27 protein-coding genes and 2 pseudogenes are annotated in these 26,782 nt (G+C 74.4%); 6 read left to right on the top strand and 23 right to left on the bottom strand.

Annotated features, from left to right (window positions below; translation table 11 throughout):
• From ABZV78_RS14920 to ABZV78_RS14910, 3 genes and pseudogenes are all read right to left on the bottom strand, one after another.
• A pseudogene (locus tag ABZV78_RS14920) lies at positions 1 to 580 on the bottom strand (hypothetical protein); the annotation flags it as partial.
• Positions 577 to 1,209 (bottom strand): annotated as a pseudogene (locus ABZV78_RS14915) (ComEA family DNA-binding protein); the annotation flags it as partial. The pseudogenes ABZV78_RS14915 and ABZV78_RS14920, both read right to left, overlap by 4 nt.
• Positions 1,210 to 1,817: 608 nt before the next feature.
• Positions 1,818 to 2,027, bottom strand: a complete 210-nt coding sequence (locus ABZV78_RS14910) for a DNA-binding protein (RefSeq protein ID WP_355638804.1) — start codon at positions 2,025 to 2,027, stop codon at positions 1,818 to 1,820.
• 187 nt (positions 2,028 to 2,214) lie between these two features.
• On the opposite strand from ABZV78_RS14910, the gene ABZV78_RS14905 reads away from it, so the two are divergent.
• A complete protein-coding gene (locus tag ABZV78_RS14905; protein WP_355638802.1) occupies positions 2,215 to 2,403 on the top strand; it encodes a hypothetical protein in 189 nt (62 codons plus the stop codon).
• A gap of 103 nt (positions 2,404 to 2,506) precedes the next feature.
• On the opposite strand, the gene ABZV78_RS14900 is transcribed toward ABZV78_RS14905, so the two are convergent.
• The 6 genes from ABZV78_RS14900 to pepN form a co-directional block, all read right to left on the bottom strand.
• Complete coding sequence (locus ABZV78_RS14900) at positions 2,507 to 3,307, bottom strand: SDR family oxidoreductase (protein ID WP_355638800.1); 801 nt, start codon at positions 3,305 to 3,307, stop codon at positions 2,507 to 2,509.
• A complete protein-coding gene (locus ABZV78_RS14895) occupies positions 3,304 to 4,155 on the bottom strand; it encodes a DegV family protein (RefSeq protein ID WP_355638798.1) in 852 nt (283 codons plus the stop codon). The genes ABZV78_RS14900 and ABZV78_RS14895 overlap by 4 nt, the downstream gene beginning before the upstream one ends.
• A gap of 48 nt (positions 4,156 to 4,203) precedes the next feature.
• Positions 4,204 to 4,851, bottom strand: coding sequence for a histidine phosphatase family protein (locus ABZV78_RS14890; protein ID WP_355638796.1), 648 nt, complete (start codon positions 4,849 to 4,851; stop codon positions 4,204 to 4,206).
• Positions 4,848 to 5,252: a ribosome silencing factor gene (rsfS, locus tag ABZV78_RS14885; RefSeq protein WP_355638794.1), complete on the bottom strand. Its 405-nt coding sequence runs from the start codon at positions 5,250 to 5,252 to the stop codon at positions 4,848 to 4,850. Before rsfS ends, ABZV78_RS14890 begins: the two co-directional genes overlap by 4 nt.
• Positions 5,253 to 5,362: 110 nt before the next feature.
• Complete coding sequence (gene nadD, locus ABZV78_RS14880) at positions 5,363 to 5,959, bottom strand: nicotinate-nucleotide adenylyltransferase (RefSeq protein WP_107077808.1); 597 nt, start codon at positions 5,957 to 5,959, stop codon at positions 5,363 to 5,365.
• A 107-nt stretch (positions 5,960 to 6,066) separates the two neighbouring features.
• Positions 6,067 to 8,583: an aminopeptidase N gene (pepN, locus tag ABZV78_RS14875; protein WP_355638791.1), complete on the bottom strand. Its 2,517-nt coding sequence runs from the start codon at positions 8,581 to 8,583 to the stop codon at positions 6,067 to 6,069.
• Between the two features lie 66 nt (positions 8,584 to 8,649).
• Here pepN and ABZV78_RS14870 point away from each other — a divergent pair, with 66 nt between their 5' ends.
• Positions 8,650 to 8,868, top strand: coding sequence for a DUF397 domain-containing protein (locus tag ABZV78_RS14870; RefSeq protein ID WP_091269900.1), 219 nt, complete (start codon positions 8,650 to 8,652; stop codon positions 8,866 to 8,868).
• Positions 8,869 to 8,878: 10 nt separating this feature from the next.
• Here ABZV78_RS14870 and ABZV78_RS14865 read toward each other — a convergent pair whose 3' ends face one another.
• Positions 8,879 to 9,268, bottom strand: coding sequence for a hypothetical protein (locus ABZV78_RS14865; protein ID WP_355638789.1), 390 nt, complete (start codon positions 9,266 to 9,268; stop codon positions 8,879 to 8,881).
• Between the two features lie 304 nt (positions 9,269 to 9,572).
• On the opposite strand from ABZV78_RS14865, the gene ABZV78_RS14860 reads away from it, so the two are divergent.
• Positions 9,573 to 10,820, top strand: coding sequence for a cytochrome P450 (locus tag ABZV78_RS14860; protein WP_355638787.1), 1,248 nt, complete (start codon positions 9,573 to 9,575; stop codon positions 10,818 to 10,820).
• Here ABZV78_RS14860 and ABZV78_RS14855 read toward each other — a convergent pair whose 3' ends face one another.
• The 3 genes from ABZV78_RS14855 to ABZV78_RS14845 all read right to left on the bottom strand — a co-directional run bounded on the left by ABZV78_RS14855 (position 10,821) and on the right by ABZV78_RS14845 (position 13,463).
• A complete protein-coding gene (locus tag ABZV78_RS14855) occupies positions 10,821 to 11,357 on the bottom strand; it encodes a dihydrofolate reductase family protein (RefSeq protein ID WP_355638783.1) in 537 nt (178 codons plus the stop codon).
• A 292-nt stretch (positions 11,358 to 11,649) separates the two neighbouring features.
• On the bottom strand, positions 11,650 to 12,828 hold the full coding sequence (locus ABZV78_RS14850; protein ID WP_355638781.1) for a zinc-dependent alcohol dehydrogenase: 1,179 nt from the start codon (positions 12,826 to 12,828) through the stop codon (positions 11,650 to 11,652).
• Positions 12,825 to 13,463 carry a cyclase gene (locus ABZV78_RS14845; protein WP_355638779.1) on the bottom strand — a complete coding sequence of 213 codons (639 nt, stop codon included), beginning with the start codon at positions 13,461 to 13,463 and terminating at the stop codon, positions 12,825 to 12,827. The genes ABZV78_RS14850 and ABZV78_RS14845 overlap by 4 nt, the downstream gene beginning before the upstream one ends.
• 143 nt (positions 13,464 to 13,606) lie before the next feature.
• Between ABZV78_RS14845 and ABZV78_RS14840 the strand changes: the two genes are divergently transcribed.
• Positions 13,607 to 14,728 carry a glycosyltransferase family 2 protein gene (locus ABZV78_RS14840; RefSeq protein ID WP_355638777.1) on the top strand — a complete coding sequence of 374 codons (1,122 nt, stop codon included), beginning with the start codon at positions 13,607 to 13,609 and terminating at the stop codon, positions 14,726 to 14,728.
• An 87-nt stretch (positions 14,729 to 14,815) separates the two neighbouring features.
• On the opposite strand, the gene ABZV78_RS14835 is transcribed toward ABZV78_RS14840, so the two are convergent.
• Genes ABZV78_RS14835 through ABZV78_RS14825 form a run of 3 tightly spaced genes read right to left on the bottom strand, consistent with a single transcriptional unit; the run spans position 14,816 to position 16,744 of the window.
• Positions 14,816 to 15,466 (bottom strand): DUF3618 domain-containing protein, encoded by a 651-nt coding sequence (locus ABZV78_RS14835; RefSeq protein ID WP_355638775.1) that lies wholly within the window; start codon positions 15,464 to 15,466, stop codon positions 14,816 to 14,818.
• Positions 15,463 to 15,927 (bottom strand): phage holin family protein, encoded by a 465-nt coding sequence (locus ABZV78_RS14830; RefSeq protein ID WP_355638773.1) that lies wholly within the window; start codon positions 15,925 to 15,927, stop codon positions 15,463 to 15,465. Before ABZV78_RS14830 ends, ABZV78_RS14835 begins: the two co-directional genes overlap by 4 nt.
• 31 nt (positions 15,928 to 15,958) lie before the next feature.
• Positions 15,959 to 16,744 (bottom strand): hypothetical protein, encoded by a 786-nt coding sequence (locus tag ABZV78_RS14825; RefSeq protein ID WP_355638771.1) that lies wholly within the window; start codon positions 16,742 to 16,744, stop codon positions 15,959 to 15,961.
• Between the two features lie 199 nt (positions 16,745 to 16,943).
• On the opposite strand from ABZV78_RS14825, the gene ABZV78_RS14820 reads away from it, so the two are divergent.
• On the top strand, positions 16,944 to 17,426 hold the full coding sequence (locus ABZV78_RS14820) for a DUF4383 domain-containing protein (RefSeq protein ID WP_355638769.1): 483 nt from the start codon (positions 16,944 to 16,946) through the stop codon (positions 17,424 to 17,426).
• Between the two features lie 124 nt (positions 17,427 to 17,550).
• The gene (locus ABZV78_RS14815; protein WP_355638767.1) at positions 17,551 to 18,210 is read left to right on the top strand and encodes a DUF6766 family protein; all 660 of its coding nucleotides are present in this window, start codon (positions 17,551 to 17,553) and stop codon (positions 18,208 to 18,210) included.
• Positions 18,211 to 18,218: 8 nt separating this feature from the next.
• Here ABZV78_RS14815 and ABZV78_RS14810 read toward each other — a convergent pair whose 3' ends face one another.
• From ABZV78_RS14810 to mycP, 7 genes are all read right to left on the bottom strand, one after another.
• Positions 18,219 to 18,668 carry a GNAT family N-acetyltransferase gene (locus ABZV78_RS14810; RefSeq protein ID WP_355638766.1) on the bottom strand — a complete coding sequence of 150 codons (450 nt, stop codon included), beginning with the start codon at positions 18,666 to 18,668 and terminating at the stop codon, positions 18,219 to 18,221.
• A gap of 70 nt (positions 18,669 to 18,738) precedes the next feature.
• Complete coding sequence (gene obgE, locus ABZV78_RS14805; RefSeq protein WP_355638764.1) at positions 18,739 to 20,202, bottom strand: GTPase ObgE; 1,464 nt, start codon at positions 20,200 to 20,202, stop codon at positions 18,739 to 18,741.
• 89 nt (positions 20,203 to 20,291) lie between these two features.
• On the bottom strand, positions 20,292 to 20,546 hold the full coding sequence (rpmA, locus tag ABZV78_RS14800; RefSeq protein WP_013288010.1) for a 50S ribosomal protein L27: 255 nt from the start codon (positions 20,544 to 20,546) through the stop codon (positions 20,292 to 20,294).
• An 11-nt stretch (positions 20,547 to 20,557) separates the two neighbouring features.
• Positions 20,558 to 20,872, bottom strand: coding sequence for a 50S ribosomal protein L21 (gene rplU / locus ABZV78_RS14795; protein WP_151462559.1), 315 nt, complete (start codon positions 20,870 to 20,872; stop codon positions 20,558 to 20,560).
• 437 nt (positions 20,873 to 21,309) lie between these two features.
• Positions 21,310 to 24,318, bottom strand: coding sequence for an Rne/Rng family ribonuclease (locus ABZV78_RS14790; RefSeq protein ID WP_355638762.1), 3,009 nt, complete (start codon positions 24,316 to 24,318; stop codon positions 21,310 to 21,312).
• A 131-nt stretch (positions 24,319 to 24,449) separates the two neighbouring features.
• Positions 24,450 to 25,169: a TIGR03936 family radical SAM-associated protein gene (locus tag ABZV78_RS14785; RefSeq protein ID WP_355638806.1), complete on the bottom strand. Its 720-nt coding sequence runs from the start codon at positions 25,167 to 25,169 to the stop codon at positions 24,450 to 24,452.
• Positions 25,170 to 25,416: 247 nt separating this feature from the next.
• The gene (gene mycP, locus ABZV78_RS14780) at positions 25,417 to 26,781 is read right to left on the bottom strand and encodes a type VII secretion-associated serine protease mycosin (protein WP_355638760.1); all 1,365 of its coding nucleotides are present in this window, start codon (positions 26,779 to 26,781) and stop codon (positions 25,417 to 25,419) included.
• Position 26,782 lies beyond the last annotated feature (1 nt).

The raw sequence follows: 26,782 nt of genomic DNA, 5'->3' as shown, positions 1-26,782 counted from the left end.
ACCCGCCGTTCGGGACGACCAACTGGGGCGATGAGGAACTCGGGCACGACCCCCGCTGGATCGTCGGCACCACCCCGCGTACCGAACCTGAGCTCACCGTGCCGGTGACCTGGCGGCCGGTGGGGTCGGTGAGGCGGATCAGGTCGGCGCTGACCAACAGGGTCGCCGGGCGGCCGGCGGCGCCCCGGATCGGGCGCGGGTCGTCCCGGACCACCAGCTCGGCGGTGACCAGGGTCCGCTCCGCCACGAGCGCCCGCACGGGGGCGGCGTCGCGGACCGCGATGCGGGCGGCGGTGGCGGTCGCGCCGCAGACCACCCCGAGCAGCACGGCGACCGCGATCCAGCCGTAGCGGCGGACCGGGCCGGCCGGGGGGCCGAGCAGGCCACCCAGGTGCGCGCCGGTGAGCAGCGCCAGGCCGGCGGCGACGGCGGCCAGCGTGGCGCTCGCCGTCACGGTGGCGTGCAGGCCGGCCAGTGCGGCGAGCCAGGCGGCCACGGCCAGCCCGGCCAGCCGCAGGTCGGGCACTCCCCCGTCGACCACGCTGCCGTCGACGTCGCGGGGCGGCTCGGCGGTGTTCACACCGTCACCAGTTCCTTGAGCTGTTCGTAGCGGGCGTCGCCGATGCCGTCGACCTGCCGCAGGTCGGAGACCGAGCGGAACCCGCCGTGCTGCTCGCGGTGGTCGAGGATCCGCTGGGCGAGCACCGGGCCGACGCCGGGCAGCGCGTCGAGCTCGGCCAGGGTGGCGGTGTTCAGGTTGACCGGGCCGCCTCCCGGCGCCGCGCCGCCGGCCGCGGGTCCGCCGCCTCCTGCCGAGGGACCGGCCTGGCCGGGTGGGGCGGTGACGCCCACCAGGATCAGTTCGCCGTCGGTGACCTTGCGGGCCGGGTTGAGCAGGGCGACGTCGACGCCGGGCAGCGCGCCGCCGGCCGCCTCGATGGCGTCGGCCACCCGCGCGCCGGCCGGGAGACGGACGAGGCCGGGGCGGCGCACCTTGCCGGCCAGCGCCACCACCACCTGACCGGCCGAGCCGGTGGGCGCGGGCACGGAGGTCTCCGGTGCGGCGACCTCCGCGACCGGGCGGACCGGCTCGGCCTGCGGTCGGGACCGCCAGGCCCAGACTGCCGCGACCAGGACCACCACGGCAGCCACCACCGCGAGGGCGCGGACGCCTCGCCGGCCAGGATCGAAGGCGCCCGGCCCGGGCAGCCGGGACGCCAGGGATCGCTGCCCACCACCGGCATCGTCGGCAGCGGTCGGTGGCGCCTCGTCAGTCGGACTCGCCAACGGCCACCTCTCGCCGGTGCCGGGGCCCGGGCCCACCGGATCGGGCTCGGACGCAGAGCCAGCCGCACGCTCGGGCACCGGCGCCCGGACCGCTCTGAGTTGTTGAGGATCAGGAGAGGAAGCCCGCGCGGGCCATGGAGGGCCAGGCTCTACCTCCCGACCTGGCCGGAGGCCCGCCGGCATGGCGGCACGGCCGGGCGGGGCGAGACCGTCGACCGGCTCGAACAGCCGGGACAACCGCCGCCGCACCGTCTTCTCCTCGTCGTCTGGCACGGTCGGAAGCTACGGCGTCGCAGGGCAGCCAGGCCCGGCCCCAAAGCTCGCCTGTGGACGACGAACTGCCCTGTGGACGAACCGCTGATCGTCCCCCAACTGTGCTAGCAGGCCGGTGGCAGCTCCCGAGCGAGGCGACGTGCATCGTCGGGTGACTGCAGCCGTGGCAGAGAACGGGCCGAGTTGACGCGGCGCGTGGCCAAGGCGATCAAGACGAAGGCTCAGGCAGCCCTAATGGCTCCAGGGGCTCGACGATTTCAGCACTCGTCCGGGTCCGTGCCCCGCGCTTGGTGCGGCCGGTGGACCTTGATCCACGCTTCGACGTCCTCTACCAACCACACCGCTCCCCCGGCCAGCCGATCGAAGGGCTCGGGAAAGTCGGGCCGGCTCGTGATCTGCACGACGCGGGCGCGGGACACCTGGAGGCGCTCCTGTAGCTCGGCGCTGCCGTACAGCCTGCGGACCATGCATCGACGCTATGCAACCCGAAACTGTTATATATGACAGCTGTCATACTTGACACTGACGGGTACGACAGGGAACGGTCTTACATGAGCCCGCACAGACAGCAGCCGGGCGGGCGGGCTCCCAGTAAGCGGTCCGGCTACCTGATCAGGGATCGGTGGCCGGACCTGCCCCTTCCTGGAGTTAGTCATGATCGAGCGGGAAGCGCCACGATCGGAGTGGGTCCCCGAGTTGGCGAAGCGAATCATCCGGCGGCACTGGATCCTGGGCCACTGCGAGCGATGCCAGGGGCAGACCGAACCGTGCGGGTCGCTGCGGTGGGCCCGCGACCGGATCAAGGCGCGCCGCCTGGCCGACAACCAGCCCGACCGGTATTGAGCGGGACGCCCCGCCGCGACTCTGCGGCGGGGCGGGCAGTTGCGGCTGCCACTGACCGCGGGCAAAGCGGGTGATCGCCCCGCCACGGGACGATCCACAGTGCTCAGTCTGCCTCCGGGTCCAGGCCGAGCGCCGCGCGACCCCCGTCGACCGGCAGGGTCACCCCGTTGACGAAGGCCGCTCCCGGCGACAGCAGGAAGGCGACCACCTCGGCGACCTCACCGGTACGCCCGATCCGGCCCACCGGGTGCAGCCGGGCCAGTTCCGCCTCGACCCGGTCCGCCTCGACCGGCTCCAGGCCGGCCAGGAAGGCGCTGTGCCGCTCGGTGCGGATCGACCCGAGGGCGACCGCGTTGGTGCGGATCCCCCGGCCGCCGTAGTCCACGGCCAGCGCCCGGGTCAGCCCCTCGACGGCGGCCTTGGCGGTGGCGTACGGCAGGGCGCCCGGCACCGCCCGGCGGGCCTGGTGGGAGGAGACGTTGACGATCGCGCCGCCGGCGCCGGCGGCCAGGAACCGGCGTACGGCGGTGGCGGCGCCGACCACGGCGGGGCGCAGGTTGGCGGCGATCAGGTCGAACACCTCCCCCGCCGGCGCGCGGTGCAGGGCGGCGTCCCGGAACACGGCGGCGTTGTTGACCCAGCCGGCGAGCGGGGCGGCCGCCTCGGCGAGGTCGGCGGCCCGCCCGGTGACCTCCTCGTCGGCGGCGTCGCCGAGCACGGGGCGCAGCCGGTCGGCGAACGGGTGCCCGGCCAACCAGTCCAGCGCGGCCTCGTCCCGCTCGACCACGACCACCGTGCCGCCGTCGGCCGCCAGCCGCTCGACGATCGCCCGCCCGACACCCCGGCCCCCGCCGGTGACCACGTAGGACCCGGCGGCCGCCCGGCCACCGGCGGACACGGTCATGCGCGCCGGTGGACGACGACGCAGGCGAGGCCGGGGCCTGCGTGCGCGGCGACGACCGCTCCCGCCTCGGAGACGTACGTGTCGTGCAGCCGGTCGCCCAGCCGCTCGGTCAGCGCCGCCAGCAACTGTTCGGCGCGCTGCGGTGCGGCGAGGTGGTGCACGGCGAGGTCGACCTCGGCGTCACCGGCCGCCTCGACCGCCAGGTCGACCAGGCGCGCGACGCCCCGGCTGGCGGTACGGACCTTGTCCCGCACCACGATCGTGCCGTCCGGCATGTGCATGATCGGCTTGACCGAGAGGGCGGTGCCGAGCAGCGCCTCGGCCGCGTTGATCCGGCCGCCCCGGCGGAGGAACTCCAGGGTGTCGACGTAGAAGAAGATGGTGGTCCGGTCGACGGCGTCGAGCGCCGCCCGGCGTACCCCGGACAGGTCCGCGCCCCCGGCGGCGGCCGCGGCGGCGGCGAGCACCGGGAAGCCCAGGCCCATGCCGGTGGAGCGGCTGTCGACCACGGTGACCCGGTCGTCGCCGACCTCGGCGGCGGCCAGCCGGGCCGCCTCCACGGTGCCGGAGAGCTCGGCGGAGAGGTGCACCGAGGCAACCCCGTCGGCGCCGGCGGCGAGCAGGTCCCGGTAGACCTGCGCGAACTGTTCCGGGGCCGGCCGGGAGGTGCTCACGGTGACCCGCCGGCCGCTGAGCACGCGGGTGGCGTCCTCCGGGAACGTCTCGACGCCTTCAAGGCCCTCCGCGCCGTTGAGCACGACGGTCAGCGGGACGACGGTGAGCCGGTGCGCGCGGACCAGCTCGGGTGGCAGGTAGGCGGTGGAGTCGGTGACGACCGCGACGGGCATGCCCGGCACGCTAGCCGATGTGACGGCGGCGCGCCGGGGCCGAACGGCTCAGACCGCGTCGGTGAGTGCGGGCTGGGTGATCAGCCCGACGTTGTGCGCCCGCAGGTGCCAGCCCGGGGAGGTCCGCCGCTGCACGCCGTCGTCGTGGCGCAGCTCGGTCCAGTGGCAGTTGGCCAGCGACCCGACGCTGCGCAGCACCGCGTGATCCCAGCCGAGCAGGTGCCCGACGCCCTGCCGGGCGCCGCCGCCGTGCGTGGCCACCACCACGGTGCCGCCGACGGCCAGGTCGGCCGCCTCCTGGAACGCGGCGCCGAGCCGCTTGCCCAGGTCGTCGAGGCTCTCGATGCCCGCGCCGGGGTCGGGGTCGCCGGCCCGCCAGCGGGCGTACTCGTCGGGGAAGCGCTCGGCGACCTCGGTGAGGGCGAGGCCCTGCCATTGGCCGAAGTGCCGTTCGCGCAGCCGGGCGTCGGAGCGGACCGGCAGCCCGGTCAGCGCGGCGAGCGCGGCGGCGGTGTCGGCGGCCCGGCGCAGGTCACTGGCGACGATGGCGTCCGGGCGCAGCGCGGCCAGCACCGGCGCGGCGACCCGGGCCTGCTCGCGGCCGAGGTCGTTGAGCGGCACGTCGGTCTGCCCCTGGACCCGGCCGGCGGCGTTCCAGTCGGTGTTGCCGTGCCGCCAGATGATCAGGCGGGTCATTCCGCGGCGGCGGTGCCGGCGGCCGAGTCGGCGAGGTCCCGGTCCACGAACGGGATCTGCGGGCAGTCCTTCCAGAGCCGGTCGAGGGCGTAGAACTCGCGCTCCTCGGTGTGCTGCACGTGGACCACGATGTCGACGTAGTCGAGCAGCACCCAGCGGCCGCCCCGCTCGCCCTCGCGGCGGACCGGCTTGGCCTTCTCCGGCAGCTCCAGCAGGCGCTCCTCGATGGCGTCGACGATGGCAAGCACCTGACGCTCGTTCGGAGCGGCGGCCAGCAGGAACGCGTCGGTGATCGCGAGCTGGTCGCCCACGTCGATGATGACGATGTCCTGCGCCTTCTTGTCGGCCGCGGCCTGGGCGGCGGCCATCGCCAGCTCGTGCGCGCGTTCGGAAACTGTCACCGTTCTCCTTCGATCAACCGTGCGACCCTCCAAGCCTCTCACACCCGTCGGGGCGACGACTTGTGAGTTCTGGTCGATTACGCGGACAAACGCCCACGTTCCGGGCGGAATCACCGCTGATACAGCCGCCGTTTGGCGATGTACTGCACCACACCGTCCGGTATCAGGTACCAGACCGGTTCGCCCCGGGCCACCCGGGCTCGGCAGTCGGTCGAGGAGATCGCCATCGCGGGCACCTGCACCAGGCTGACCGAGTCGGCGGGCAGGTGCTTGTCGGAGAGCTCGAAGCCGGGGCGGGTCACCCCGATGAAGTGGGCCAGTTCGAGGACCTCGTCCAGGTCCTTCCAGGAAAGGATGCGCTCCAGGGCGTCGGCGCCGGTGATGAAGAAGAGCTGCACCTTCGGGCCGTACTCGGCCTGGAGGTCGCGCAGGGTGTCGACGGTGTAGGTCGGGCCGCCCCGGTCGATGTCGACCCGGCTGACCTGGAAGCGGGGGTTGGAGGCGGTCGCGATCACCGTCATGAGGTAGCGGTCCTCGGCCGAGCTGACCGGTTCGTCCGCCTTCTGCCACGGCTGCCCGGTGGGGACGAACACCACCTCGTCCAGGCCGAACCGATCCGCCACCTCGCTGGCGGCCACCAGGTGCCCGTGGTGGATGGGGTCGAAGGTGCCGCCCATGATCCCGATCCGCCGGATGTCTTCCTCCACCCCGCGATCGTAGGCCGGGGCCCGCCGAGGGGCCGCTGGGGCCGCCGGGCCGTCCCAGGGACCGCACCGGGCAGGGGGGCTACGCCCCGCCCGGCGCGGTCACCGCGTCAGGCGCCCGCGGCGGCCACCGCCGTCCTGGCGACCAGGGCACGGCGCAGGTCGTCGTCCAGGTCGACGACCCGCCGGCGCAGCCCCGGCGTGAGGTCGTCGCGGGCCAGCAGCGCCGCGGCCAGTTCCCGGGTGGGCTGGGCCACGGCGTAGCGGGGGAAGGCCAGGGTGGCGACCCGGTCGGCCGTCCAGGGGGTACGCAGCCGCGCGGCGGCCGGCATGTCGGCGAAGTATCGCTCGACGTAGCCGGCGGTCAGCTCGGCCTGCTCGGGCTGCCAGAAACCCTCCGCCGTCGCCTCGACAAGGCGGTTGGAGAGTTCGGTGTTGCGGGTGACGATCTCCCAGGCGGCCCGCTTGGCGTCGGCGTCGGGCAGCGCGGCCCGACAGCTCGCGGCCCGCTCCGCCCCGGTGGCGCTGCGGTCGGCCGCTGCCTCGGCGGCGATCTCGGGCTCGCCGGCCGCGCCGAGCACCACCAGCCGGTGCAGCAGGGCCCAGCGCAGGTCGGCGTCGACCGCCAGCCCCTCCGGCACGCCCTCGCCGGCCAGCCAGCCGGCGAGCAGCCCGGTGTCGGTGGTGGCCTCGATCAGCCCGCGGGCCGCGGCGAGTTGCAGCGAGCCGGCGGCCGGGGCGCCGGCCAGCAGCGTGGCGCAGGCCCCGGCGATGCGGAGCAGGGCCGCGTCCCGGGCCAGCGGGTCCAGGTAGCGGTCGACCAGGTTGCGGCTGAGGCTGAGCACGTCCTCCGCGATGATCACCTCGGTCTCGGCCGGCAGCGCCGCCGCGATGAGCGAGACCACCGAGGTCACCGGCCGTTCGCCGTCGGTGGCCGCGTCCAGCGCCTCACCCCAGAGCAGTGCCCGGGCCAGCGGGTCGGCCAGCCCCGGGAGCACCATGGGCACCGCGTCCGCCGAGGCGGAGTCGAGCCGGATCTTGGCGAAGGTGAGGTCACCGGCGTTGGGCAGCAGCAGGCCGGTGGCCGGCTGCCCGACCAGCTCGGCCAGCACGGTGCGGCCCTGGTCGGCGGCCGGGTCGAGGTCGACCTCGAAGCGGTGCGCCGGGGCGTCGGGGGCGTGGCGGGCCACGCCGATGCGGTGCGGGCGCAGCACCGGGTACGCCTCCGGCGCGGTCTGCACCACCGCCGCCTCGGCCCACCGGCCGTCGGCGTCCACCGCGGTCTCCATCCGCAGCGTGTTGACCTGTGGGCGGCGCAGCCAGCGCTCGGCCCAGTCGGCCAGGTCCCGCCCGCCGGCGGCGCTGAGGCTCTCGAGCAGGTCGGCGAGGGTGGCGTTGCCGAAACGGTGCTTGGCGAAGTGGGCGTTCAGGCCGGCCAGGAAGGGCTCGTCGCCGACCCAGGCGACCAGCTGGCGCAGCACGCTGGCACCCTTGGCGTAGGAGATGCCGTCGAAGTTGAGCAGCGCCTGGGCGGCGTCGGCCACCTCCTCGGGGGCCACGGGGTGGGTGGAGGGGCGCTGGTCGGCCGCGTAGCCCCAGGCCTTGCGGCGCATGGCGAAAGTGGTCCACGCCCCGGTGAACCGGGTGGCCTCGGCGGTCACCCGGGTGCCCAGGTACTCCGCGAAGGACTCGTTCAGCCAGAGGTCGTCCCACCAGCGCATCGTGACCAGGTCGCCGAACCACATGTGCGCCATCTCGTGCGCGATGGTGGTGGCCCGCAGCTCCCGCTGCGTGTCGGTGACCGCCGAGCGGAAGATGTAGTCGTCGCGCAGGGTCACCAGGCCCGGGTTCTCCATGGCGCCGGCGTTGAACTCGGGGACGAACGCCTGGTCGTACTTGCCGAACGGGTAGCGCTCGGCGAAGAGCTGGTGGAACCGGTCGAGGCACTGCCGGGTGACGGTGAAGATCTCGTCGGCGTCGGCGTCCAGGTGGGCGGCCAGGGACTTCCGGCAGTAGACGGCGAGCGGGATGCCGTCGTGCTCGTCCTGCCGGACGTGCCAGGGGCCGGCGATCAGCGTGACGAAGTAGGTGGCCAGCGGCGCGGTCGGCGCGAACTCCCAGCGCCCCGGCGCCGGCCGGTCGGCGACCTGGCCGTTGGCGGCCACCGTCCACTCCGGCGGGGCGGTGACCGAGAGGGTCACCGGGGCCTTGAGGTCGGGCTGGTCGAACGCGGCGAAGATGCGCTGCACGTCGTCGAGAAAGGACATGGCGTAGAGGTAGGTCTCGCCGTCGGCCGGGTCGACGAAGCGGTGCATCCCCTCGCCGGTGTTGGAGTAGGCCATCTCGGCGCTGACCGTCAGCGTGTTGGTCGCGGCCAGCCCGGTCAGCGGCAGGCTGTTGTCGTGCAGCAGGGCCGGGTCGAGGTCCTGGTCGTTGAGGCGCACCCCGAGCAGTCGCAGGGGTTTGACCTCGGCGAAGGTCTCGGTGCCGGGGGTCGCCCGGAACCGGATGGTGACGGTCGAGCGGAACCGCTCGGCGTCGCCGGTCAGGTCGAGGTCCACCTGGTAGGACTCGACGGTAATCAACGCGCCACGCGCGGTCGCCTCTACACGGGTCAGGCTCGGCATCCGCTTATCCTGCCCGATGGGGTCCGAGCGGGCTCCCCCGTGGCGCGTGGCGATGGAGGAACAACGATGGGTCAGCACCCCAAGGGCGATTTCGACCTGTCTCGGGCGGTCTGGCAGCGGGCCGAGGGCGACACGTCCGACAGCGCGGTCGAGGTGGCCTTCGTCGGCGACCTGATCGGGATGCGCAACTCGGCCGAGCCGGACGGCCCGGTGCTGGTCTTCACCCAGGACGAGTGGGACGCCTTCGTGGCGGGCGCCCAGGACGGCGAGTTCGACCTGGACTGAGCCGGGGCGGTCAGTCACCGTCGCCCCAGCCGAGCCCGCCCGGACCGGGCGCGTGGTGGAAGCCCGGGTGGCCGGCCACGTCCGCGCAGCGCTCGCCGTCGGGGCCGACCGCCCCGCAGAAGAGCCGCTCCGCGCGGTGCCAGGCGTCGGCCGGGGAGAGCGCCGCCGCGCCGAGCGCCAGCTCCGGGCGGAGCAGGCCGAGCGCCTCGGCGTAGGCGACGGCCAGCTCGCGCGCGGTGGCCGGGTCGGCGGCCTCGAAGCCGAGGTGCACGGTGAAGTGCCGGGGCGGCCGGGCCGCGGCGCGCCGGGCCGGCGCGATCAGTGGCTCCTCCCGGTCGCCGCGCCGCAGCCCGGCCACCGCCCGCCGGTGCCGCCAGTGTGCCGGCCTGTTGTCCCGCATCCGTCCTCCCCGTCGCCGACGGCCGCCCCGCCGGAGTCGCACCGGCGGGCGGGACCGGCCGCCGCCGGCCCCGCCCCGAACACAACCAGCTTCTCCGCGCCCTGGGAGGGGCCAGCTTCCGCGCTCGACGCCGGCCCCTCCCCCCCCGGCGCGCCGGCTCCGCATGCGCGCGGGACGAGCGGGAGTGGCGCGGGTGCGCCGGCGGCGCGGGCGCGCGGAGCCGGGCCGGAGGATTCGCCTGCGCCGGCCCGGGTAGGTAGCGCAGCGACCGTGCAGGGTCGCCGAGCCGCGTCAGGAGCAGCAGATGAGCACCATCCCCAGCGACCGCAGCCCGGAGAGCACGCTGGCGTTCCTCCGCGAGGGCTACCGATTCGTCGGCGCGCGCTGCGCCCGCCTCGGCACCGACATCTTCCAGACCCGGCTGCTGCTGGAACCGACCATCTGCCTGCGCGGCCGCCCGGCCGCCGAGCTGTTCTACGACACCGAGCGCTTCGTCCGGCGCGGCGCCATGCCGATGCGCGGGCAGCGCACCCTGACGGGGGTCGGCGGCGTCCAGGGCCTCGACGGCACGGCGCACCGGACCCGCAAGGCGATGTTCATGTCGATCATGACGCCGGCGGCGATCCGCCACCTCGGGCAGCTCTTCGAGGACGAGTGGCGGGCCCGGATCCCGGCCTGGGCCGAGGCGGGGCCGGTGGTGCTCTACGACGAGGTGGCCCGGATGCTGACCCGGGCGATCTGGGCCTGGTCCGGAGTGCCGCTGGCGGACTCCGACGTGCCCCGCCGGACCGCCGAGATGCACGCGATGATCGAGGGGCCGGCCTCGGTCGGGCCCCGGTACTGGCGGGGCCTGGTCGGCCGCCGCCGCGCCGAGCGGTGGGCCGGCGACCTGGTCGAGCGGGTGCGCTCCGGCGCGCTGCCCGCGCCCGAGGGCAGCGCGCTGCGGGTCATCGCCGCGCACCGGGACGAGCGGGGGAACCTGCTGCCCCGCCGGATCGCCGCGGTGGAACTGCTCAACGTGCTCCGCCCGACGGTCGCCGTGGACCGGTTCGTGGTCTTCGCCGCGCTGGCGCTGCACGACCACCCGCACTGGCGGGACCGGGTCCGCGGCGACGACGCGGCCGCCGAGAGCTTCGTGCAGGAGGTACGGCGCTACTACCCCCTCTTCCCGGTCGCCGCGGCCCGGGTCCGACGCTCGTTCGAGTGGCAGGGGTACGCCTTCCCGCAGGGCCGGCGGGTGCTGCTCGACCTCTACGGCACCAACCACCACCCGCAGCTCTGGCCGGAGCCGGAGCGGTTCCGGCCGGAGCGGTTCGAGGGCTGGCGGGGTGACCCGTTCGGGCTGGTCCCGCAGGGCGGCGGAGACCACTTCACCGGTCACCGCTGCCCCGGCGAGTGGCTCACCATCGAGCTGCTGAAACGGGCGGTCGGCAACCTCACCGGGTCGATGAGCTACCGGGTGCCGCCGCAGGACCTGGCCCTGGACCTCGGCCGGATGCCCGCGCTGCCGCCCAGCGGCCTCGTCATCGACGGGGTACGCCGAACCGCGTGATCACCGCGCCACCGCGAACCGCAGGTCGGTGATCTGCCCCGAGTCGTCGCAGCGGGTCTTGCGGAGCGCCACCGGGCCGAGGTCGGGGCTGTCGAAAAGGCGTACGCCACCGCCGAGCAGCACCGGCACGAGGTGCACGACCAGCTCGTCGAGGAGCCCGGCCCGGATGCACTGCCGCGCCACGTCCGCTCCGAACACGCCCACGTCCCGGTCGCCGGCCGCTTTTCGGGCGAGGTCGGCGGCCTTCCCGACGTCACCGGAGAGGAACGTGACCCCCTTGAGGGGTTCGGCCGGCCGGTTGGTCAGCACGAAGACCGGCCCGGACCAGGCCCCGCCGTAGATCGCACGGGCCCCCGCGCCGGGCCGGTTGCCCAGCTCCAAGCCGCGCCGGCCGGAGAGGATCGCGCCGGTGCGGTGCATGGTCTCCGCACCGAGCGGGCCGGCGGAGCCGAAGCCGAACATCCATTCCACCGAGTCGTCCGGCGGGGCGATGAACCCGTCCAGCGACATGGTGACGTGCCAGATCATCCGCGCCATCGCGCCTCCTCGCGCCGCCCGCCCACACCGGACGGGGCCGGCGCCAGTCTCACCCGGGGGTGCGACAGGCGGTCACTCCGCGACCACGAGCGCCTGCCGGGCGGCCTGCTTCATCCGGGTGCGCAGCCACTTGAGCTGGGTCCCCGCCGGCCACCACCACGGCGACCGCGCTGCCGCCGAAGGCCCGCGCGGCGGGCCGGGACGGCGTCTCATCGATCTCGGCGGGCATACGGATGCTGTACCCCGCCCCGGGATTTCGAATCGACGCGCGTCCCGGTGCTCCCGCGCCCGGTCAGGCCGCCTGCGGGTGCAGCACGGTCCGCAGGCAGCCCTCCTCCTTCTTCTGGAAGATCTCGTAGCCCCGGGCCCCCTGTTCGAGGGACATCGGGTGGGTGGCCAGGTAGCCCGGGTCGATCTCGCCGATCGCGATCCGGTCCAGCAGCATCGGGATGTAGCGCTGGGCGTGCATCTGCCCCATCCGCAGCACCAGCGCCTTGTTCATGGCCGCGCCGAGCGGGAACTTGTCGACCAGGCCGCCGTACACCCCGACGATGCTCACCGTGCCGCCCTTGCGGCACGCCATGATCGCCTGCCGGACCGAGGTCGGCCGGTCGGTCTGCAGCCGGGCCGTCTGCTTCGCGACGTCGTACGCGTAGGTCGGCCCGACGTCGTGCGACTCCATGCCGACCGCCTCGATGCAGGCGTCCGGCCCGCGCCCGGCGGTCAGCTCGCGCAGCGCCTCCAGCACGTCGGTCTCCGCGTAGTTGATCGTCTCCACGCCCAGTCGCTGGGTGGCGGTGGCCAGCCGTTCCGGCAGCCGGTCGATGACGATGACCCGCTCGGCACCGAGGATCTGCGCGGACCGGGCCGCCATCTGCCCCACCCCGCCGGCGCCCCAGACGGCGACCACCTCGCCGCCCTTGAGGCCGCAGAAGTCGGCCGCCATCCAGCCGGTCGGCATGGCGTCGGCGGCGAACACCACCGAGTCGTCCGGCACCCCGTCCGGCACGGTGAACGCGCCGACGTCGCCGAAGGGCACCCGGATGTACTCGGCGTGGCTGCCGGAGTAGCCGCCGGCCGCGTGCGAGTAGCCGAGGATGCCGGCCGGCGAGTGGCCCCAGAGCTTCTCGGTGAAGACCGGCTGCGGGTTGGAGTTGTCGCAGAGCGAGTACTGCTCGGTGCGGCAGTACCAGCAGCCGCCGCAGGCCACCACCGAGCCGACCACCACCCGGTCCCCGACCTTGATCCGCTGCACGTCGGGGCCGGTCTCCACCACCTCGCCCATGAACTCGTGGCCGAGGATGTCCCCCTCCCGCATCGCCGGCAGGTACCCGTTGATCAGGTGCAGGTCGGAGCCGCAGACGCTGCTGGCCCGCACCTTGACGATGATGTCGCCGGCCGCGCGGATGGTCGGCTCCGGCACGTCGCGCACGGCCAGCCGGCCGACGCCCTCCCAGCACAGCGCCCTCACGGCCGGCCTCCCGCCATCAGCTTCTCCCGGATCCGGTCGGTCGCCTCCTCCTGCTTCGGGCTGCGCCCCGATGGGTCGTGCCGGGTGTCCAGCACCTGGCCGGTCTCGATCAGCGACTTGATCCGGCGCAGGGCGCTGCGCAGCGCGAGGTCCGGGTCGTCCCCGCCGGCCAGGCCGAGCGCCCGGCGGATCGGGCCGGACCGCCAGCGCAGGTCGGCGCGGATCTCGGTGCCCCGGTCCTGCGGTGCGGGCGCCAGCACGACCCGTCCCTGCTGCGCCACCGGTCCCTCGGTGACCCGCCAGCTCAGCCGGCCCGGGCCGTCGACGGTGATCTCGGCCCGCCACTCGGTGCCGCCGCCGGCCGGGTCGCTCGCCACGCAGCGCCACCGGTTGTCGTCGAGCTGCTCGAGTGTCGCCCACTCGGCGAGCCCCCGGTCCAGCCGTGCCCGGTCGGTCCAGAAGCCGATCACCGCCTCCATGGGCCGGTCCACCGTGATCCCCCGGTGGACGACGTACCAGCCGTCCGCCCGGTCGGGTTGGTGCCGGCGCCGGCGCCGGGCCACCACCCGGCCGATCCCGAGCGCGGTGACCGTGGCGGCGCCGGCCAGCGCCCATCTCCTCGCGTTGCTGCTCATCACGTCTCCTCCACCGGGGCGCCTCGGACCGCCCGCATCCCGGAGCGCTACCCGGCGCGGCGGCATCGAAACGGCAAAACGGTTTGATCGCCCAAATTTCGGGCACGCTGCCGGCCACCCTGCCAGACCGGAGAGGGGCATGCGTGGCCTTTGACCCGAGCGAGCACGGCCCGCACCTGCCGGCCGGCCGCCACCGCGGGGCGTTCGCCCGCCCCGACGCCGGCGCAGCGTCCACGCCGGACCGCCTCCCGCTGGCGTACGTCCTGCCGCTGCGCGCGACCGGCGACACCGGCCTCGCCGAGCTGACCGGCTACCTGCGCGAGCTGAGCCGCTGGGTGGACGTGATCGTGGTCGACGGCTCGCCACCGGAGCCGTTCGCCCGGCACGCCGCCGCCTGGCGGGGGCTGGTCCGGCACGCCCCGCCCGATCCCGCGCTGCGCGGGTGCAACGGCACGGCGCTCGGCGTGCTGACCGGGGTCGCGCTGGCCCGCCACGAGCACGTCGTGATCGCCGACGACGACGTCCGGTACGACCTCGCGGGGCTGCGCGCCGTGCACGGGCTGCTCGACCGGGTGGACCTGGTCCGGCCGCAGCACCACTTCGACCCGCTGCCCTGGCCCGCCTGGCGGGACACCGGCCGGACACTGCTGCACCGGGCGCTCGGCGGGGACCGGCCGGGCACCCTCGCGGTGCGCCGCAGCACCTTCCTGGCCATGGGCGGCTACGACCCGGACGTGCTCCTCGCGCACCTGGAGCTGGTCCGGACGGTCCGCGCGTACGGCGGCGTCACGGCCACCCCCGCCTGGCTGTACGTGCGCCGGCTACCGCCGACGGCCGCGCGGGCGCGCCGGCAGTGGGCGTACGACGAGCTGGCCCGGCCGCGGCCGCTGCTGGCCGCGCTGGCGGTGCTGCCGGCCGCGGCGGCCGCGCTCGCCGCCCGCCGGCCGGGCCTGCTGCTACGGGCCGGGGTGGCGACGGTGGCCGTGGCCGAGCTGGGCCGGCGACGGGCCGGCGGGGCCCGGGTCTTCCCGGCGCACACCGCACTCGCGGCACCGGTCTGGCTGCTGGAACGCGGGGTCCGCGCCTGGCTCGCCGCGGGCCGGCGGCTGCGCGGCGGGAGGCCCGACGCGGAGGCCCACCCGGTCGCGCACTCCACCCGAACGCTGCGCCGGCGGCTCGCCGAGCGCCGCCCCGACGACCTGGTGCTCTGGGTGGAGACCGGCGCCGCGCCGGCCCCGGCACCGGTGGAGCGGCTGGCGCGCTGAGCCGACGCCCCGCACGCGAACAGCTCGCGGCCACTCCCCGGCGTGCTGCCGGAAGTGGCCGCGAGCTGCGGCGTACGGGTGTCCCGGTCAGTACCGCACCTGGTCGCGGGACTGCTGCGCGGTGTCCTTGACGTCCTGCGCGGCGGACTTCGTGTCGTCCTTGACCGCGTGCACGGCGTCCTGCGCGGTGGCCTTCACCGACTCGGTGGCGTGCTGCGCCGGCTCGCGCAGCTCCTCCTTCAGCTCGCCGGCGACCTCGCTCAGCTTCTCCTTCACCACACCGCCGTGCTCGGCGGCCTTCTCCTTGACCTGCGCGGCGACCTGCTGCTCGCGGCGCGTGGCCGGGATCAGCGAGGAGACCAGCATGCCGACGCCGAAGGCGATCACGCCGGCGGCGATCGGGTTGCCCTCGGACTTCTCCCGCAGCACCTGCGGCGCCCGGTGGGCGGCGTCGCCGACGGTCGAGGCGGCGGCGTGCGCCTTGTCGCCGACCGTGGACGCCGCCGAGGAGGCGTGGTCGCCCACCGAGTTGGCGGCGTGACCGGTGCTGTGGCCGAGGTCCGATGCGGTTCCCATCACCTTGTCCTTCACGTTCGTCAGCGCGCTGCGGACGCGCTGCTTGCGGTCGTCGACGATGCGGCTCGGGCTGACCTTGTACGCCAGGGCGTCCACGTCCGAGCTCAGGTTGGTGCGAGTGGCTTCGATCTCCCGGCGGATCTGGTCGGGATCGGTGCTCATCGGGTGACTCCCTCCGGGTGCGGCTTGAGCGCGTCGGGGATGCGCTGCACGCTGTCGTTGGTCTGCTTGAGGCCGCGGATCCGCTCGGCGTTCTTCTTGGCCATCGAGTAGAGGACCGCGGCGATCACGGCCCAGATCACGGCCACGATCAGCGCGGCCAGGCCCGAATCCATCACGTTGTCCAGGAACTGCCACAGCGCGATGGAGACGAAGAGCGCCACCATGTAGCCACCGAAGCCGGCGCCGCCGAAGAGGCCGGCGGCCTTGCCCGCCTTTTTCCCCTCCTGGCGGATCTCGGCCTTGGCCAGCTCGACCTCCTGGCGCATCAGCGTGGAGAGGTCCGTGGTGACCTGACGCATCAGCTCGCCGATGGAGCTGCCCCGGACCTCGTCCGCGGTGTGCGGCGCGCCCGCCGCCTGGTAGCCGGAGTCCAGTCCGGACCCCTGCGTCGGCATGCTCATGCCGTCGCCTCCCTTCTGCCGTTCAGGCCGGTCACGGACGGTTGACGCCGCTCGACGGCACGCCCGGCAGGGGGTCGGTCCGGCTCGGCGGGGGCAGCGGCTGCCCGGTGCCACCCTCCGGGTCGGCCCAGGTGTTCGGGGCGCCGCCGCCCGGGTAGGTCGCGCCCGGCGCGGAGTAGCCCGGGTCCGGCTCGGCGTACGTGCCGGGGGTCGGGTCGAGGTAGCCGCCCGGCGGCACCTGCTCCGGCACCGCCCGCGAGGTCGGGATGACCGCGGTCCGGTCCGGGTCGTACGACGACCGGACGCCGTCGGCGCCGTCGCCGACCGCCGCGATGTTCCGGGTCAGCCGGCCGGCGACCACGCCGAGCAGGGCGGCGCCGACCAGGAAGGTGCCCGGGTTGCGGCGGGCGTAGCTCTTCACCTCGTTGAGCAGGTCGCCCGGCTCGCGCTGCTCCAGCCAGCCGGCCACGCCGTGCACCCGGTCGGCGGCCTGGTGGGCCAGTTCGGTGACCGGACCGCCGCTGCCGCCGTTCTGCGCCATCGAGCGCACTTCCTCGGCCAGCGACCGCAGCCCGCTCGCCGCGCGCTGCTGCTGCTGGCTGGTCTGGGCGGTGACCTGGTTGCGGGCCTCGCCGTAGAGGTTGCGGGCCTGGCGCTTGGCCTCGCCGACGACCTCCTGGCCCTGTTCCTTGGCGGTCTGGGCGACCGTGCCGCCCGCGTTGGCGGCCTCGTTGCCGACCTGGCGGGCCTGGTCACGGACCCCGCCGCCGTTGGTCGACTCGGACGTGCCGGACGTGGATGAGAGATCGTAAGTCATGATGTCCCTTCCGCTCGGAGTTCGTAGCGGTTGTGCTCGGGGGATCACGCCGACGTTGCTGTCGGCGTGTCGAATTCCCTACCCCCCGTCGCCGGGTCCATGCCTGATTCGTCATTTCTCTGCGGAAGCGGCCCGTGCCGGTCACACAATGGAGGGTCTGCCCGCCCGGGCGGCGGGAAGCTCCACGGAGGTGACAGCGATGGCACGTGACGTGCGCGGACGCGCCGGGGCCCGGCCCCGGCCGCCGATCCAGAAGGTCGCCCTCGCCGTGTCCGCCGTCTTCGTGCTGATCGGTGTGCTCGGCTTCGTCCCCGGCTTCACCACCCACTACGGCGACCTGCGGTTCGCCGGCCACCACTCCGAGGCGAAGCTCATCGGCCTGTTCCAGGTGTCGATCCTGCACAACCTGCTGCACCTGCTCTTCGGCCTGGTCGGCCTGGTGCTGGCCCGCCGGATCGCCGGGGCACGGCTGTTCCTGGCCGGTGGCGGCGCGGCCTACCTGGGCCTCTGGCTCTACGGCTTCGGCATCGACCGGAAGACCGCGGCGAACTTCGTGCCGTTCAACGACGCCGACAACTGGCTGCACCTCTTCCTCGGCTTCGGCATGCTCGCCCTGGGCCTGCTGCTCAACAACGAGGTGGGCACCGGCGGGCGGCCGGACACCCCCTTCGACCGGCCCTGACCGGCCCGGTCACCCGATCGGGCGGGGTCGGCCGCGACACACCGGCACGGCGTTTGCCCGATCAGCGCCGGGGGCACCAGGACCACCACGGGGAGTGACCCCGGCGGGACGAGGAGGTCCGGCGATGCCACGGTGGTTGCGCGACAACGCGCTCTCGGTCGCCATGCTCGGCGCGTTCGTGGTCTTCCTGTTGTTGCAGAGCGTGTTCGGCTGGCAGGTGCACAACGAGGAGCTGGCGGAGTACGGCGCCGCGCCGCTGAGCTGGTGGACGTACCTGGGCACCGGGCACTTCGCCGAGGCGGTCTTCGAGAACTGGGAGTCGGAGTTCCTCCAGATGGGCGGCTACGTGCTGCTCACCGCGTACCTGGTGCAGAGGGGCTCGGCCGAGTCGAAGCCCGAGGGCCAGACGGACCGGCCCGAGGACGACCCCCGGCACGGCACCCCGGACTCCCCCTGGCCGGTGCGGGCCAGCGGCCTGCCGCTGGTGATCTACCGGAACAGCCTCTCCATCGCGCTGTTCATGATCTTCGCGGGCTCGTTCCTCGGGCACCTGTTCGGCGGCGTGGCCGCCTACAACGAGGAGCAGGCGCTGCAGAGCGGGGCCGCACCGATCAGCGCCTGGCAGTTCCTGGGCACCAGCGACTTCTGGTTCCAGTCGATGCAGAACTGGCAGAGCGAGTTCCTCGCCGTGGGCGTGCTCATCCTGCTCAGCATCGTGCTGCGGCAGCACGCCAGCCCCGAGTCCAAGCCGGTCACCGCGGCGCACGCCGAGACCGGGGCGTAGCGGTCCGCTCAGGCGGCGACCGGCAGGCGCTTGGCGAAGCAGACGCTGTACGGGTTGTCCACGTACTCGCCGTACACCGGGATGGGCTGGTAGCCGCAGGACCGGTAGAGCCCGATGGCGGCCGGCAGGTAGGCGCCGGTCTCCAGGCAGACCCTGGTGTGCCCCTGCCGGAACGCCAGCTCCTCCAGGGCGGCCAGCAGCTGCCGGGCGATCCCCCGCCCCCGGTACGCCGGCCGGACGTACATCCGCTTCAGCTCGCCGGTGTCGGCGTCGAGGGCCTGGAGGCCACCGCAGGCGACCGCCCGACCGCCCTCGACCACCGCCAGGTAGCGGATGTCGTCGTGGGTGATCGTCGCCTGCCCGTCCAGGCCGCCGTCGGCCTCGCGCAGCTCGCGCTGCTGGGCGGTGACCAGGGCGGCGATCTCGGGATCGGTGGCGGGACGGGATTCGATCAGCATCCCGTCACGGTAGGTCGGCCGGATTTCACGGAGGTTTCCGGCCAACGTCCCGAACACGGACGGAGCGGAACTACTCCCAGTCCTCGTCGTCGGCGTCGTCCTGCGGGGCGGCCGCCTCCATCTCGTCCGCCGGACGCACCCGGCGCGCCTTGCGGGCGGCCAGCCGCTCGGCGGCGGAGGCGCGGGTCGACTTGTCCTCCAGCCGGACGTCGGTGCCCCGGTTGCCGGGGACGAAGTCGACCCCGGCGTAGAGGGTGGGCTGCCAGTCGAACTCCCGGTCGCCGATCCGGACCAGGTCGCCCGCCTGGGCGCCGGCCTTGGCCAGCTTCTCCTCCACGCCGAGTCGGGCCAGCCGGTCGGCCAGGTAGCCCACCGCCTCGTCGTTGTCGAAGTTCGTCTGCTTGACCCAGCGCTCCGGCCGGTTGCCCCGGACGGTGAAGGAGCCGTCCTCCTCCGCCTCGATGGTGAAGCCGGCGTCGTCGACCGCCTTCGGGCGGATCACGATTCGCGTCGGCTCGGCCGGCGGCGCGGCCCGGCGGGCCTGGTCGACCAGCTCGGCCATCGCGTACGTCAGCTCTCGCAGCCCCTCGCGGGTGGCGGTGGAGACGTCGAACACCCGGAAGCCGCGGGCCTCCAGGTCGGGCCGGACGATGTCGGCGAGATCCCGCCCGTCCGGCACGTCGATCTTGTTGAGCGCGACCAGCCGGGGGCGCTCGGCCAAGCCCCCGTACTGGGTCAGCTCGGACTCGATGGCGTCGATGTCGGCGAGCGGGTCCCGGCCCGGCTCCAGCGTCGCCGTGTCGACCACGTGCACCAGCACGGCGCAGCGCTCGACGTGGCGGAGGAATTCCAGGCCCAGCCCCCGGCCGGTGGCCGCGCCCGGGATCAGCCCCGGCACGTCGGCGACCGTGAAGGTGTGGTTGTCCACCCGGACGACGCCCAGGTTGGGCACGAGCGTGGTGAACGGGTAGTCGGCGATCTTCGGCTTGGCGGCGGAGATCACCGAGATCAGCGAGGACTTCCCGGCGGAGGGGAAGCCCACCAGGCCGACGTCGGCGACGCTCTTGAGCTCCAGCACGACGTCGAGCCGGTCGCCGGGCTCGCCCAGCTCGGCGAAGCCGGGGGCCTTGCGCCGGGCGTTCGCCAGCGAGGCGTTGCCCCGGCCACCGCGCCCGCCCCGGGCCGCCTCGAAGGTGGTGCCCGCGCCGACCAGGTCGGCCAGCACCTCACCGTCGAGGGTCTGCACCACGGTGCCGTTCGGCACCTTGATGATCAGGTCGTGGCCGTTGGCGCCGTCCCGGTTCGAGCCGGCACCGCCCTTGCCGTTCTCGGCCTTCATGTGCGGGCGGAAGTGGAAGTCGAGCAGCGTGGTCACCTGCGGGTCGACGACCAGCGAGACGCTGCCGCCGTGCCCACCGTTGCCGCCGTCGGGGCCACCGAACGGCTTGAACTTCTCCCGGTGGATGGAGACACAGCCGTGCCCGCCGTCGCCGGCCTGCATGTGCAGGACGACCCGGTCAACGAACGTCGTCACGACGCAATCCTTCCAGCGGGGCACGCCCCCGCGCGAGAAAAGACGAAGCGGGCCGGGACACGAGGTCCGCGGCCCGCTTCGCCGGAAAATTACTGCTGCGGCACGATGCTGACGGTCTTGCGACCGCGCTTGGTGCCGAACTGGACCGAGCCGGCGGCCAGCGCGAACAGCGTGTCGTCGCCGCCACGGCCGACCAGGTCACCGGGGTGGAACTTGGTGCCACGCTGACGGATGAGGATCTCACCCGCGCTGACGACCTGACCACCGAAGCGCTTCACGCCGAGCCGCTGGGCCGCGGAATCGCGACCGTTACGCGAGCTGGACGCACCCTTTTTGTGAGCCATTGGAGGACGACCTACTTCCCGCTGGAGATGCCGGTCACCTTGACCTGGGTCAGCGGCTGGCGGTGACCCTGGCGCTTGTGGTAGCCGGTCTTGTTCTTGAACTTGTGGATCCGGATCTTCGGGCCCTTGGTGTGCGCGGCGATCTCGCCGGACACCGCGACCTTGGCAAGCTTCGTCGCGTCGGTCACCAGGTCGTCACCGTCGACGAGGAGCACCGCGGTGAGCTTCACCGCGTCGCCGGGGGCACCGGCGAGCTTCTCGACCTCGATCACGTCGCCCTCGGCGACCTTGTACTGCTTGCCGCCGGTCTTGACGATCGCGTACATCGGAGGCGGACTCCCTGTCGTTGAGGCTGCTAGCGTCTTTTACCCACCGTTACCGGTCGGTCGTTCCCACGGCGTCTCGCCGGGAGCCGTGACACCGGCAGCGCGGGCACGCGGGAACTCGGCACACCAAAGTGCGCCGCAGGCAAGCGTACGCCATACCCGGCCCGCCACCCAAACCGGGCCGCCGATCAGGCCCGACAGCGCTCGTCGAGCCGCCCCTGGAGCCGGTCGGCCAGCTTCAGCACGTACGTCTGCACCGCGGCGGAGCCGGCCTGCTCCGCCCGCGCGCAGACGCGCGTGTCGCCGGTGGCGGTCGGGGCGGGGGTGGCCGCAGTGGGAGGTGGGGCCGGCGGGGGTCGACGGACACGGCAGGGCCCCTGCCCCGGACTCTGTTGCCGGTGCAGGGGCCCCTGCCAAACGTCGTGCAGGTCAGCGGCTCACGGCCGGGTACGCCGCCGGGCGCCGCCGCGCCGGGACCGCCGGCGGGCGGTGCCGGTCTCGGCGCCCTCCTCGTCCCCCTCGCCGAGGGCGTCCGGGTCGTCCGCGGCGGCCAGCCGGGCCGAGTCGCCCTGCTGGCTGTCCGCGACCGCCGGGGCCGCCGCCGTCTCCGCCTCGTAGCGGGACAGGTCGTAGCCCTGGGTGTCGTAGTAGTCGTCCTGGCTGTCGACCACCTCGGCGACGACCTTCTCCGGCGCGGCCGGGGTCGGCTGCTCGGCGGCCTCCGCGGCGGGCTTCTCCGGGGCGGCCTTGCGGCCCCGGCGCCGGCCCTTCTCCTCGGTGGCGGGGGTGGTGACGGCCGAGGCGACCGCCTTGACCTTCTCCCCCGCGCCACCGCCACGCGGCTTCTCCGGCACCGGCTCGGTGTGGATGATGACGCCCCGGCCCTTGCAGCACTCGCAGGTCTCGCTGAACGCCTCCAGCAGGCCCGCGCCGATCCGCTTGCGGGTCATCTGCACCAGGCCGAGCGACGTGATCTCGGTGACCTGGTGCTTGGTGCGGTCCCGGCCCAGGCACTCGGTGAGCCGGCGCAGCACCAGCTCCCGGTTCGACTCCAGCACCATGTCGATGAAGTCGATCACCACGATGCCGCCGAGGTCGCGCAGCCGGAGCTGGCGCACGATCTCCTCGGCCGCCTCCAGGTTGTTCCGGGTGACCGTCTCCTCGAGGTTGCCCCCGGAGCCGGTGTACTTGCCGGTGTTGACGTCGATGACGGTCATCGCCTCGGTCCGGTCGATGACCAACGAGCCGCCCGAGGGGAGGAAGACCTTCCGGTCCAGCCCCTTGAGGATCTGCTCGTCGATCCGGTATTCGGCGAAGACGTCGGTGGTGCCGGCGTGCCGGCGCAGCCGGGCCACGAGGTCCGGCGAGACGTGCGACAGGTAGGACTCCACCAGGTCGTACGCCGACTCGCCCTCGATGACCAGCTCGCGGAAGTCCTCGTTGAACAGGTCCCGCACCACCCGGATGACCAGGTCGGGCTCCTCGTAGAGCAGCACCGGGGCGCCACCCTCGGCCGCCTTGGCCTGGATCTCCTCCCACTGCGCCTGGAGCCGCTTGACGTCCCGGGCCAACTCGTCCTCGCTGGCGCCCTCGGCGGCGGTCCGGACGATCACCCCGGCGCCGTCCGGCACCAGCTTCTTGAGGATGTCCCGCAGCCGCTTCCGCTCGGTGTCCGGCAGCTTGCGGCTGATGCCGGAGGCGTTGCCGTGCGGCACGTAGACCAGGTGCCGGCCGGAGAGCGCGATGTGGCTCGTGAGCCGGGCGCCCTTGTGCCCGATCGGGTCCTTGGTGACCTGCACCAGCACCGAGTCGCCGGACCGGAGCGCCTGCTCGATCGAGCGGGCCCGGCCCTCCAGGCCGGTGGTGTCCCAGTTGACCTCGCCGGCGTAGAGCACGGCGTTGCGGCCGCGCCCGATGTCGACGAAGGCCGCCTCCATGCTGGGCAGGACGTTCTGCACCTTGCCCAGGTAGACGTTGCCGGCCATGGTGCCGGACGAGTTGCGGGTCACGTAGTGCTCGACCAGCACGCCGTCCTCGAGGACCGCGATCTGGGTCCGGTCGCCCCGCTGGCGGACGGCCATCACCCGGTCGACCGCCTCCCGGCGGGCCAGGAACTCCGACTCGCTGAGGATCGGCGGGCGGGTACGCCGCTGCTCGCGACCGTCCCGGCGGCGCTGCCGCTTGGCCTCCAGCCGGGTCGAGCCGGAGACGCCCTGTACCTCGTCGACGGCCTTGCGCGGCTCGCGGATCTTGACGACGGTGGGCACGCCGTCCTCGGCGGCGGTCTCCGCCTCGCCCGCGCCCCGACGGCGGCGCCGACGGCGGCGACGGGTCATCCCCTCGCCCTCGGCCTCCTCCTCGTCCTCGACCTCCGCGGCCTCGGCCTCGGCGGACTCGGCCCGGACGGCCTCCTCGGCCTCCTCGTCCTCCGCCTCCTCGACGCCCCGACCGCGGCCGCGGCCCCGGCGGCCGCGACGACGACGGCGACGGATGGCCGCCTCGTCCTCGTCCTCCTCCGCCTCGGCGATCTCCTCGGCCTCGACGGTCGGCTCCTCCTCGACCTCGACCTCGACCTCGGCCGGCTCGGCCTCGCGGCGGCCGCGCCGGCGGCGCCGGCCGGTCTCCGCCGGCTCCTCGACCGGCTCCTCGGCGACCGGGTAGGTGACCCGGACGACCGGGGCCTCCTCGGGCTGGGGAGGCATGAACAGGACGGTCGGCGCGGACAGTGCGGCCCGGCGGCGACGGGTGGTCGGCGCGGGCTCCTCGGCCGGCTCCTCGGTCGGGCCCGGCACGGCCGCGCCCGGCGACACCTCACCGGTCCGGTCCTCCGGACCGCCGGCACGGGCCAGGCTCGCCTGGTCGTCCGGGGTCGGCTCGTCCTCGGCGTCCTCGCCGACCGCGTCCTCGGGCGCACGCTCGGCGGGCGCCGGGGCGGCCGGCGGCTCGACGTCGGCCTGCGGCTCGGCGACCGCGTGCGGCTCGACCCCCGGACCGGCGGCCTCGGCGGGCGCCTCGGTCGGCGACTCGTCCGCGGCGGCCTCGACGGGCGGCGGGGTGGTCTTGCGGCGGCGGGTACGGGTCACCTTGACCGGCGGCACCACCTCGTCGGAGGCGGCCTCCACCCCGGCCGCGGCCACCGGCTCCTCGGCCGCCTTGGCGGGGGTCGCCTTGCGCCGCCGCCGGGTCTTCGGCGCGGCCTCCAACTCCCCGGCGACCGGGGCGAACACCTCGGCCTGCGGCGACTCGCCGGTGCCGGTCGCCGCGGTCGGCGCCTCGACCGGCGCGTCGATCTGCTCCGGCTGGTTCAGCGGCGCGGCCTTGCGGCGGCTGGCCCGCTTGCGGGCCGGCGGCTTGGTCTCGGCGGTGCTGTCGGTGCTGCTGCTGGCGGTCGCCTCGGCCGGCTCTGCGCCGGTCCGTTCGCCGCCCTCGGGCTCGTTCTCGAGCATGGACGTTCTCCAGTTCTGGCTTCCCCGGGCGCGGGTGAGCGCTGCCACGCAGGGTCGCCGCAAAAGGTGTTTCCGCCGGGCGCGCAGGTGCGCGACCGCCGAAGTCTGCCTGCCAGAACGCTGACCGTCGGTCAGCGCTCTCCGATGGCTGCCCCGTCGCGATCCGCGTCCAACGGATCCACGATCTCGCCCTGCGCGGTCAGCGTGCCCTGCGCCAGCCGGATCACCCTCGGGGAGACCGGCGGCTCCAGGTCGGCCACCACGCGGAGGCCGGAAAGGACGTCATCGGGTCGTACGGAGGGGGTGACCTGCCGCACGACCAGTTCGAGTATCGCACACGGTACGGCCGTCGCCCCGGAAGGCGTCTGGGACGGCGGCAGCGCATCGATGGCGATGACCGCGGCGCGGGCGTCGAAGGTGCGCCGCCCCTGCTTGGTCATCCGCTCGACCTGGATCTCCCCGGCGGCCGTGAACGCGCTCACCGCCCGCTCCAGCGTGGCGGGGTCGACCTCGGGCAGCTCGATCCGCCACCGGGACGCCTCGATCCGGTCGGCCAGGCTGCCGCCGGTGGCCTCCACCGCGTCCAGCACGTCGAGCCCGGGCGACAGGGCGGCGTCCAGGGCCGCCCGCAGCTGCGCCGGTTCGACCGGCTCGCGCAGGCCGATCTCCAGGTATTCCGCCTCGCTGGCCACCCCGGTGGGCGCGGCGGAGGCGTACGAGATCTTCGGGTGCGGGGTGAAGCCCTGGGAGAAGGCGATCGGCACGCCGGCCCGGCGCAGCGCGCGCTCGAAGGCCCGGGCGAAGTCCCGGTGCGAGGTGAACCGCAGCGGTCCACGCTTGGCGTACCGGATCCGGACCCGCTGGACGACCGGCGCCTGGCCGCCCTCGGGTTGAGGCTTTCTGGCGATCGTGAGCTCCTCGGCTGTGCCTTCGTGTCCGTCCCATCCTGGCGCAGCGGCCGGCAGGACCCGCAGCCGGGGCGGCGGGACCGGCCGGACGAACCGGCTGGAACCGGTCAGCGAGGCGATCCCCGCCCCGCCCGGAGACGACGGTGGCCGGCCGGTGACGCGCAGGTCACCCGGCCGGCCACCACGGTTTTCAGGACCGGTTCCCGCCCGGCGGCGGGTACGTCCCCGGCGGCGGCGGAAGGTGCCCGGGCGGCGGGGCGTACGGGTTGACGCCCGGCGGGGCCGGGGCACCCGGCGGGGCGTGGTGGCCGGCCGGGACGGGCGGAGTGCCGTAGCCGCCCCCGGCGCCCTGGTCGAGCAGGTCGTCCGGGACGGCGGCGGCCCGGGCCGCCTCGCGGCGGTAGCGACGCCGGTTCCAGATCAGGAACACCACGAGCGCCACCAGCACCACCAGCGCCACGGCGATGCCGATGCCGATCACCATGACCTGCTGGTCCGTGGGCCCGCCCCGGTCGCCGTGCTCGGTGACGTCGAAGTCGTCGTCCTCCGCCGCCTGCGGCGGGGCCGGGCTGGCCGCGGCCGGTTCGAGCAGCGGGTTCGTCGAGACCGCCGGCACCTTGGCGGTCAGCGCCGCCACCGCGTCGATCCGGCCGAAGCCGTACTGCGGGTCGCGGCCGGGCGGGCCGGCGTCCCGGGCGGTGCGGATGATCCGGTTGATCACGTCGGGGGCGGAGAGGTCCGGATACTTCGACCGGATCAGCGCCGCGATGCCGGAGACGATCGCGGTGGCGTCGGAGGTGCCGTCACCCCAGCCGTAGCCGTGGTCCGGGCCCGCGTTGTAGATGGCGTCGCCGGGTGCGGCCACCACGGCCTCGGGTCCTTGCGCCGAGCCCGACCAGAAGCGCCCGCCCCGGGTGGTGCCGGTCACCGCGATCACCCCGCGGACGTTGGCCGGGCTGGTCACGTCGACCTCGCCCTTGGCCGTGTTGCCCGCGGCGGCCACCACCACCACGTCCCGGTCCAGGGCGTATTTGATCGCGGACTCCTCGTCGGCGGAGGCCGCGCCCATGGCGCCGTAGGACAGGTTGACGACCTTGGCGCCACCGTCGACAGCCATTCGGATGCCCTGGGCCGACGCCGCCTCGCTGACCTCGCCGTCGCCCGGCTTCGTCTTGATCGGCAGGATCCGCACGCCGGGCGCGATGCCGGTCACCCCGTCCGGACCGGCGTTCTTCGCCGCGATGATGCCGGCCATGTGGGTGCCGTGGCCGTCCACGTCGGAGCGTCCGTCGCCGGCGGCGCCGTAGCTGCGGCGACCGGGGAGCACCTGACCGGCGAGTTCCGGATGGGTGGCGTCGACACCGCTGTCCACCACGGCGACGGTGACCCCGCGCCCGGTGGAGAGCCGGTGCACCTGGTCGATGCGCAGCTCGTCCAGATACCACTGCTCGGCCCGTCGCGGCGCGGCGGCCGCCGGTTGGGCGGCCCCCAGCACCATGAGCCCGGCCAGCAGGCCGGCCGCGACCGGTCGGAGCGCGCCCACGTGCAACCTCATC

Origin of the sequence: Micromonospora sp. NPDC004540 (assembly GCF_040610095.1) — a bacterium.
GTDB lineage: Bacteria > Actinomycetota > Actinomycetes > Mycobacteriales > Micromonosporaceae > Micromonospora.
The sequence above is the reverse complement of the archived record's forward strand: the minus strand, read 5'-3'. Positions and strand labels throughout refer to the sequence as shown.

Bases quoted from the DNA above. Each gene is read 5' to 3' on its own strand.
- rplU (WP_151462559.1), bottom strand. From the start codon at position 20,872: ATGTACGCGATCGTCAAGACCGGCGGCAAGCAGTACAAGGTCGCCGAG.
- ABZV78_RS14810 (WP_355638766.1), bottom strand. From the start codon at position 18,668: ATGCTGATCGAATCCCGTCCCGCCACCGATCCCGAGATCGCCGCCCTG.
- ABZV78_RS14855 (WP_355638783.1), bottom strand. From the start codon at position 11,357: ATGGCGCGGATGATCTGGCACGTCACCATGTCGCTGGACGGGTTCATC.
- ABZV78_RS14835 (WP_355638775.1), bottom strand. From the start codon at position 15,466: ATGAGCACCGATCCCGACCAGATCCGCCGGGAGATCGAAGCCACTCGC.
- ABZV78_RS14895 (WP_355638798.1), bottom strand. From the start codon at position 4,155: ATGCCCGTCGCGGTCGTCACCGACTCCACCGCCTACCTGCCACCCGAG.
- ABZV78_RS14910 (WP_355638804.1), bottom strand. From the start codon at position 2,027: ATGGTCCGCAGGCTGTACGGCAGCGCCGAGCTACAGGAGCGCCTCCAG.
- ABZV78_RS14860 (WP_355638787.1), top strand. From the start codon at position 9,573: ATGAGCACCATCCCCAGCGACCGCAGCCCGGAGAGCACGCTGGCGTTC.
- ABZV78_RS14900 (WP_355638800.1), bottom strand. From the start codon at position 3,307: ATGACCGTGTCCGCCGGTGGCCGGGCGGCCGCCGGGTCCTACGTGGTC.
- ABZV78_RS14905 (WP_355638802.1), top strand. From the start codon at position 2,215: ATGATCGAGCGGGAAGCGCCACGATCGGAGTGGGTCCCCGAGTTGGCG.
- ABZV78_RS14865 (WP_355638789.1), bottom strand. From the start codon at position 9,268: ATGCGGGACAACAGGCCGGCACACTGGCGGCACCGGCGGGCGGTGGCC.
- ABZV78_RS14830 (WP_355638773.1), bottom strand. From the start codon at position 15,927: ATGAGCATGCCGACGCAGGGGTCCGGACTGGACTCCGGCTACCAGGCG.
- pepN (WP_355638791.1), bottom strand. From the start codon at position 8,583: ATGCCGAGCCTGACCCGTGTAGAGGCGACCGCGCGTGGCGCGTTGATT.
- mycP (WP_355638760.1), bottom strand. From the start codon at position 26,781: ATGAGGTTGCACGTGGGCGCGCTCCGACCGGTCGCGGCCGGCCTGCTG.
- ABZV78_RS14845 (WP_355638779.1), bottom strand. From the start codon at position 13,463: ATGAGCAGCAACGCGAGGAGATGGGCGCTGGCCGGCGCCGCCACGGTC.
- ABZV78_RS14825 (WP_355638771.1), bottom strand. From the start codon at position 16,744: ATGACTTACGATCTCTCATCCACGTCCGGCACGTCCGAGTCGACCAAC.
- rpmA (WP_013288010.1), bottom strand. From the start codon at position 20,546: ATGGCTCACAAAAAGGGTGCGTCCAGCTCGCGTAACGGTCGCGATTCC.
- ABZV78_RS14790 (WP_355638762.1), bottom strand. From the start codon at position 24,318: ATGCTCGAGAACGAGCCCGAGGGCGGCGAACGGACCGGCGCAGAGCCG.
- ABZV78_RS14870 (WP_091269900.1), top strand. From the start codon at position 8,650: ATGGGTCAGCACCCCAAGGGCGATTTCGACCTGTCTCGGGCGGTCTGG.
- ABZV78_RS14820 (WP_355638769.1), top strand. From the start codon at position 16,944: ATGGCACGTGACGTGCGCGGACGCGCCGGGGCCCGGCCCCGGCCGCCG.
- ABZV78_RS14890 (WP_355638796.1), bottom strand. From the start codon at position 4,851: ATGACCCGCCTGATCATCTGGCGGCACGGCAACACCGACTGGAACGCC.
- ABZV78_RS14815 (WP_355638767.1), top strand. From the start codon at position 17,551: ATGCCACGGTGGTTGCGCGACAACGCGCTCTCGGTCGCCATGCTCGGC.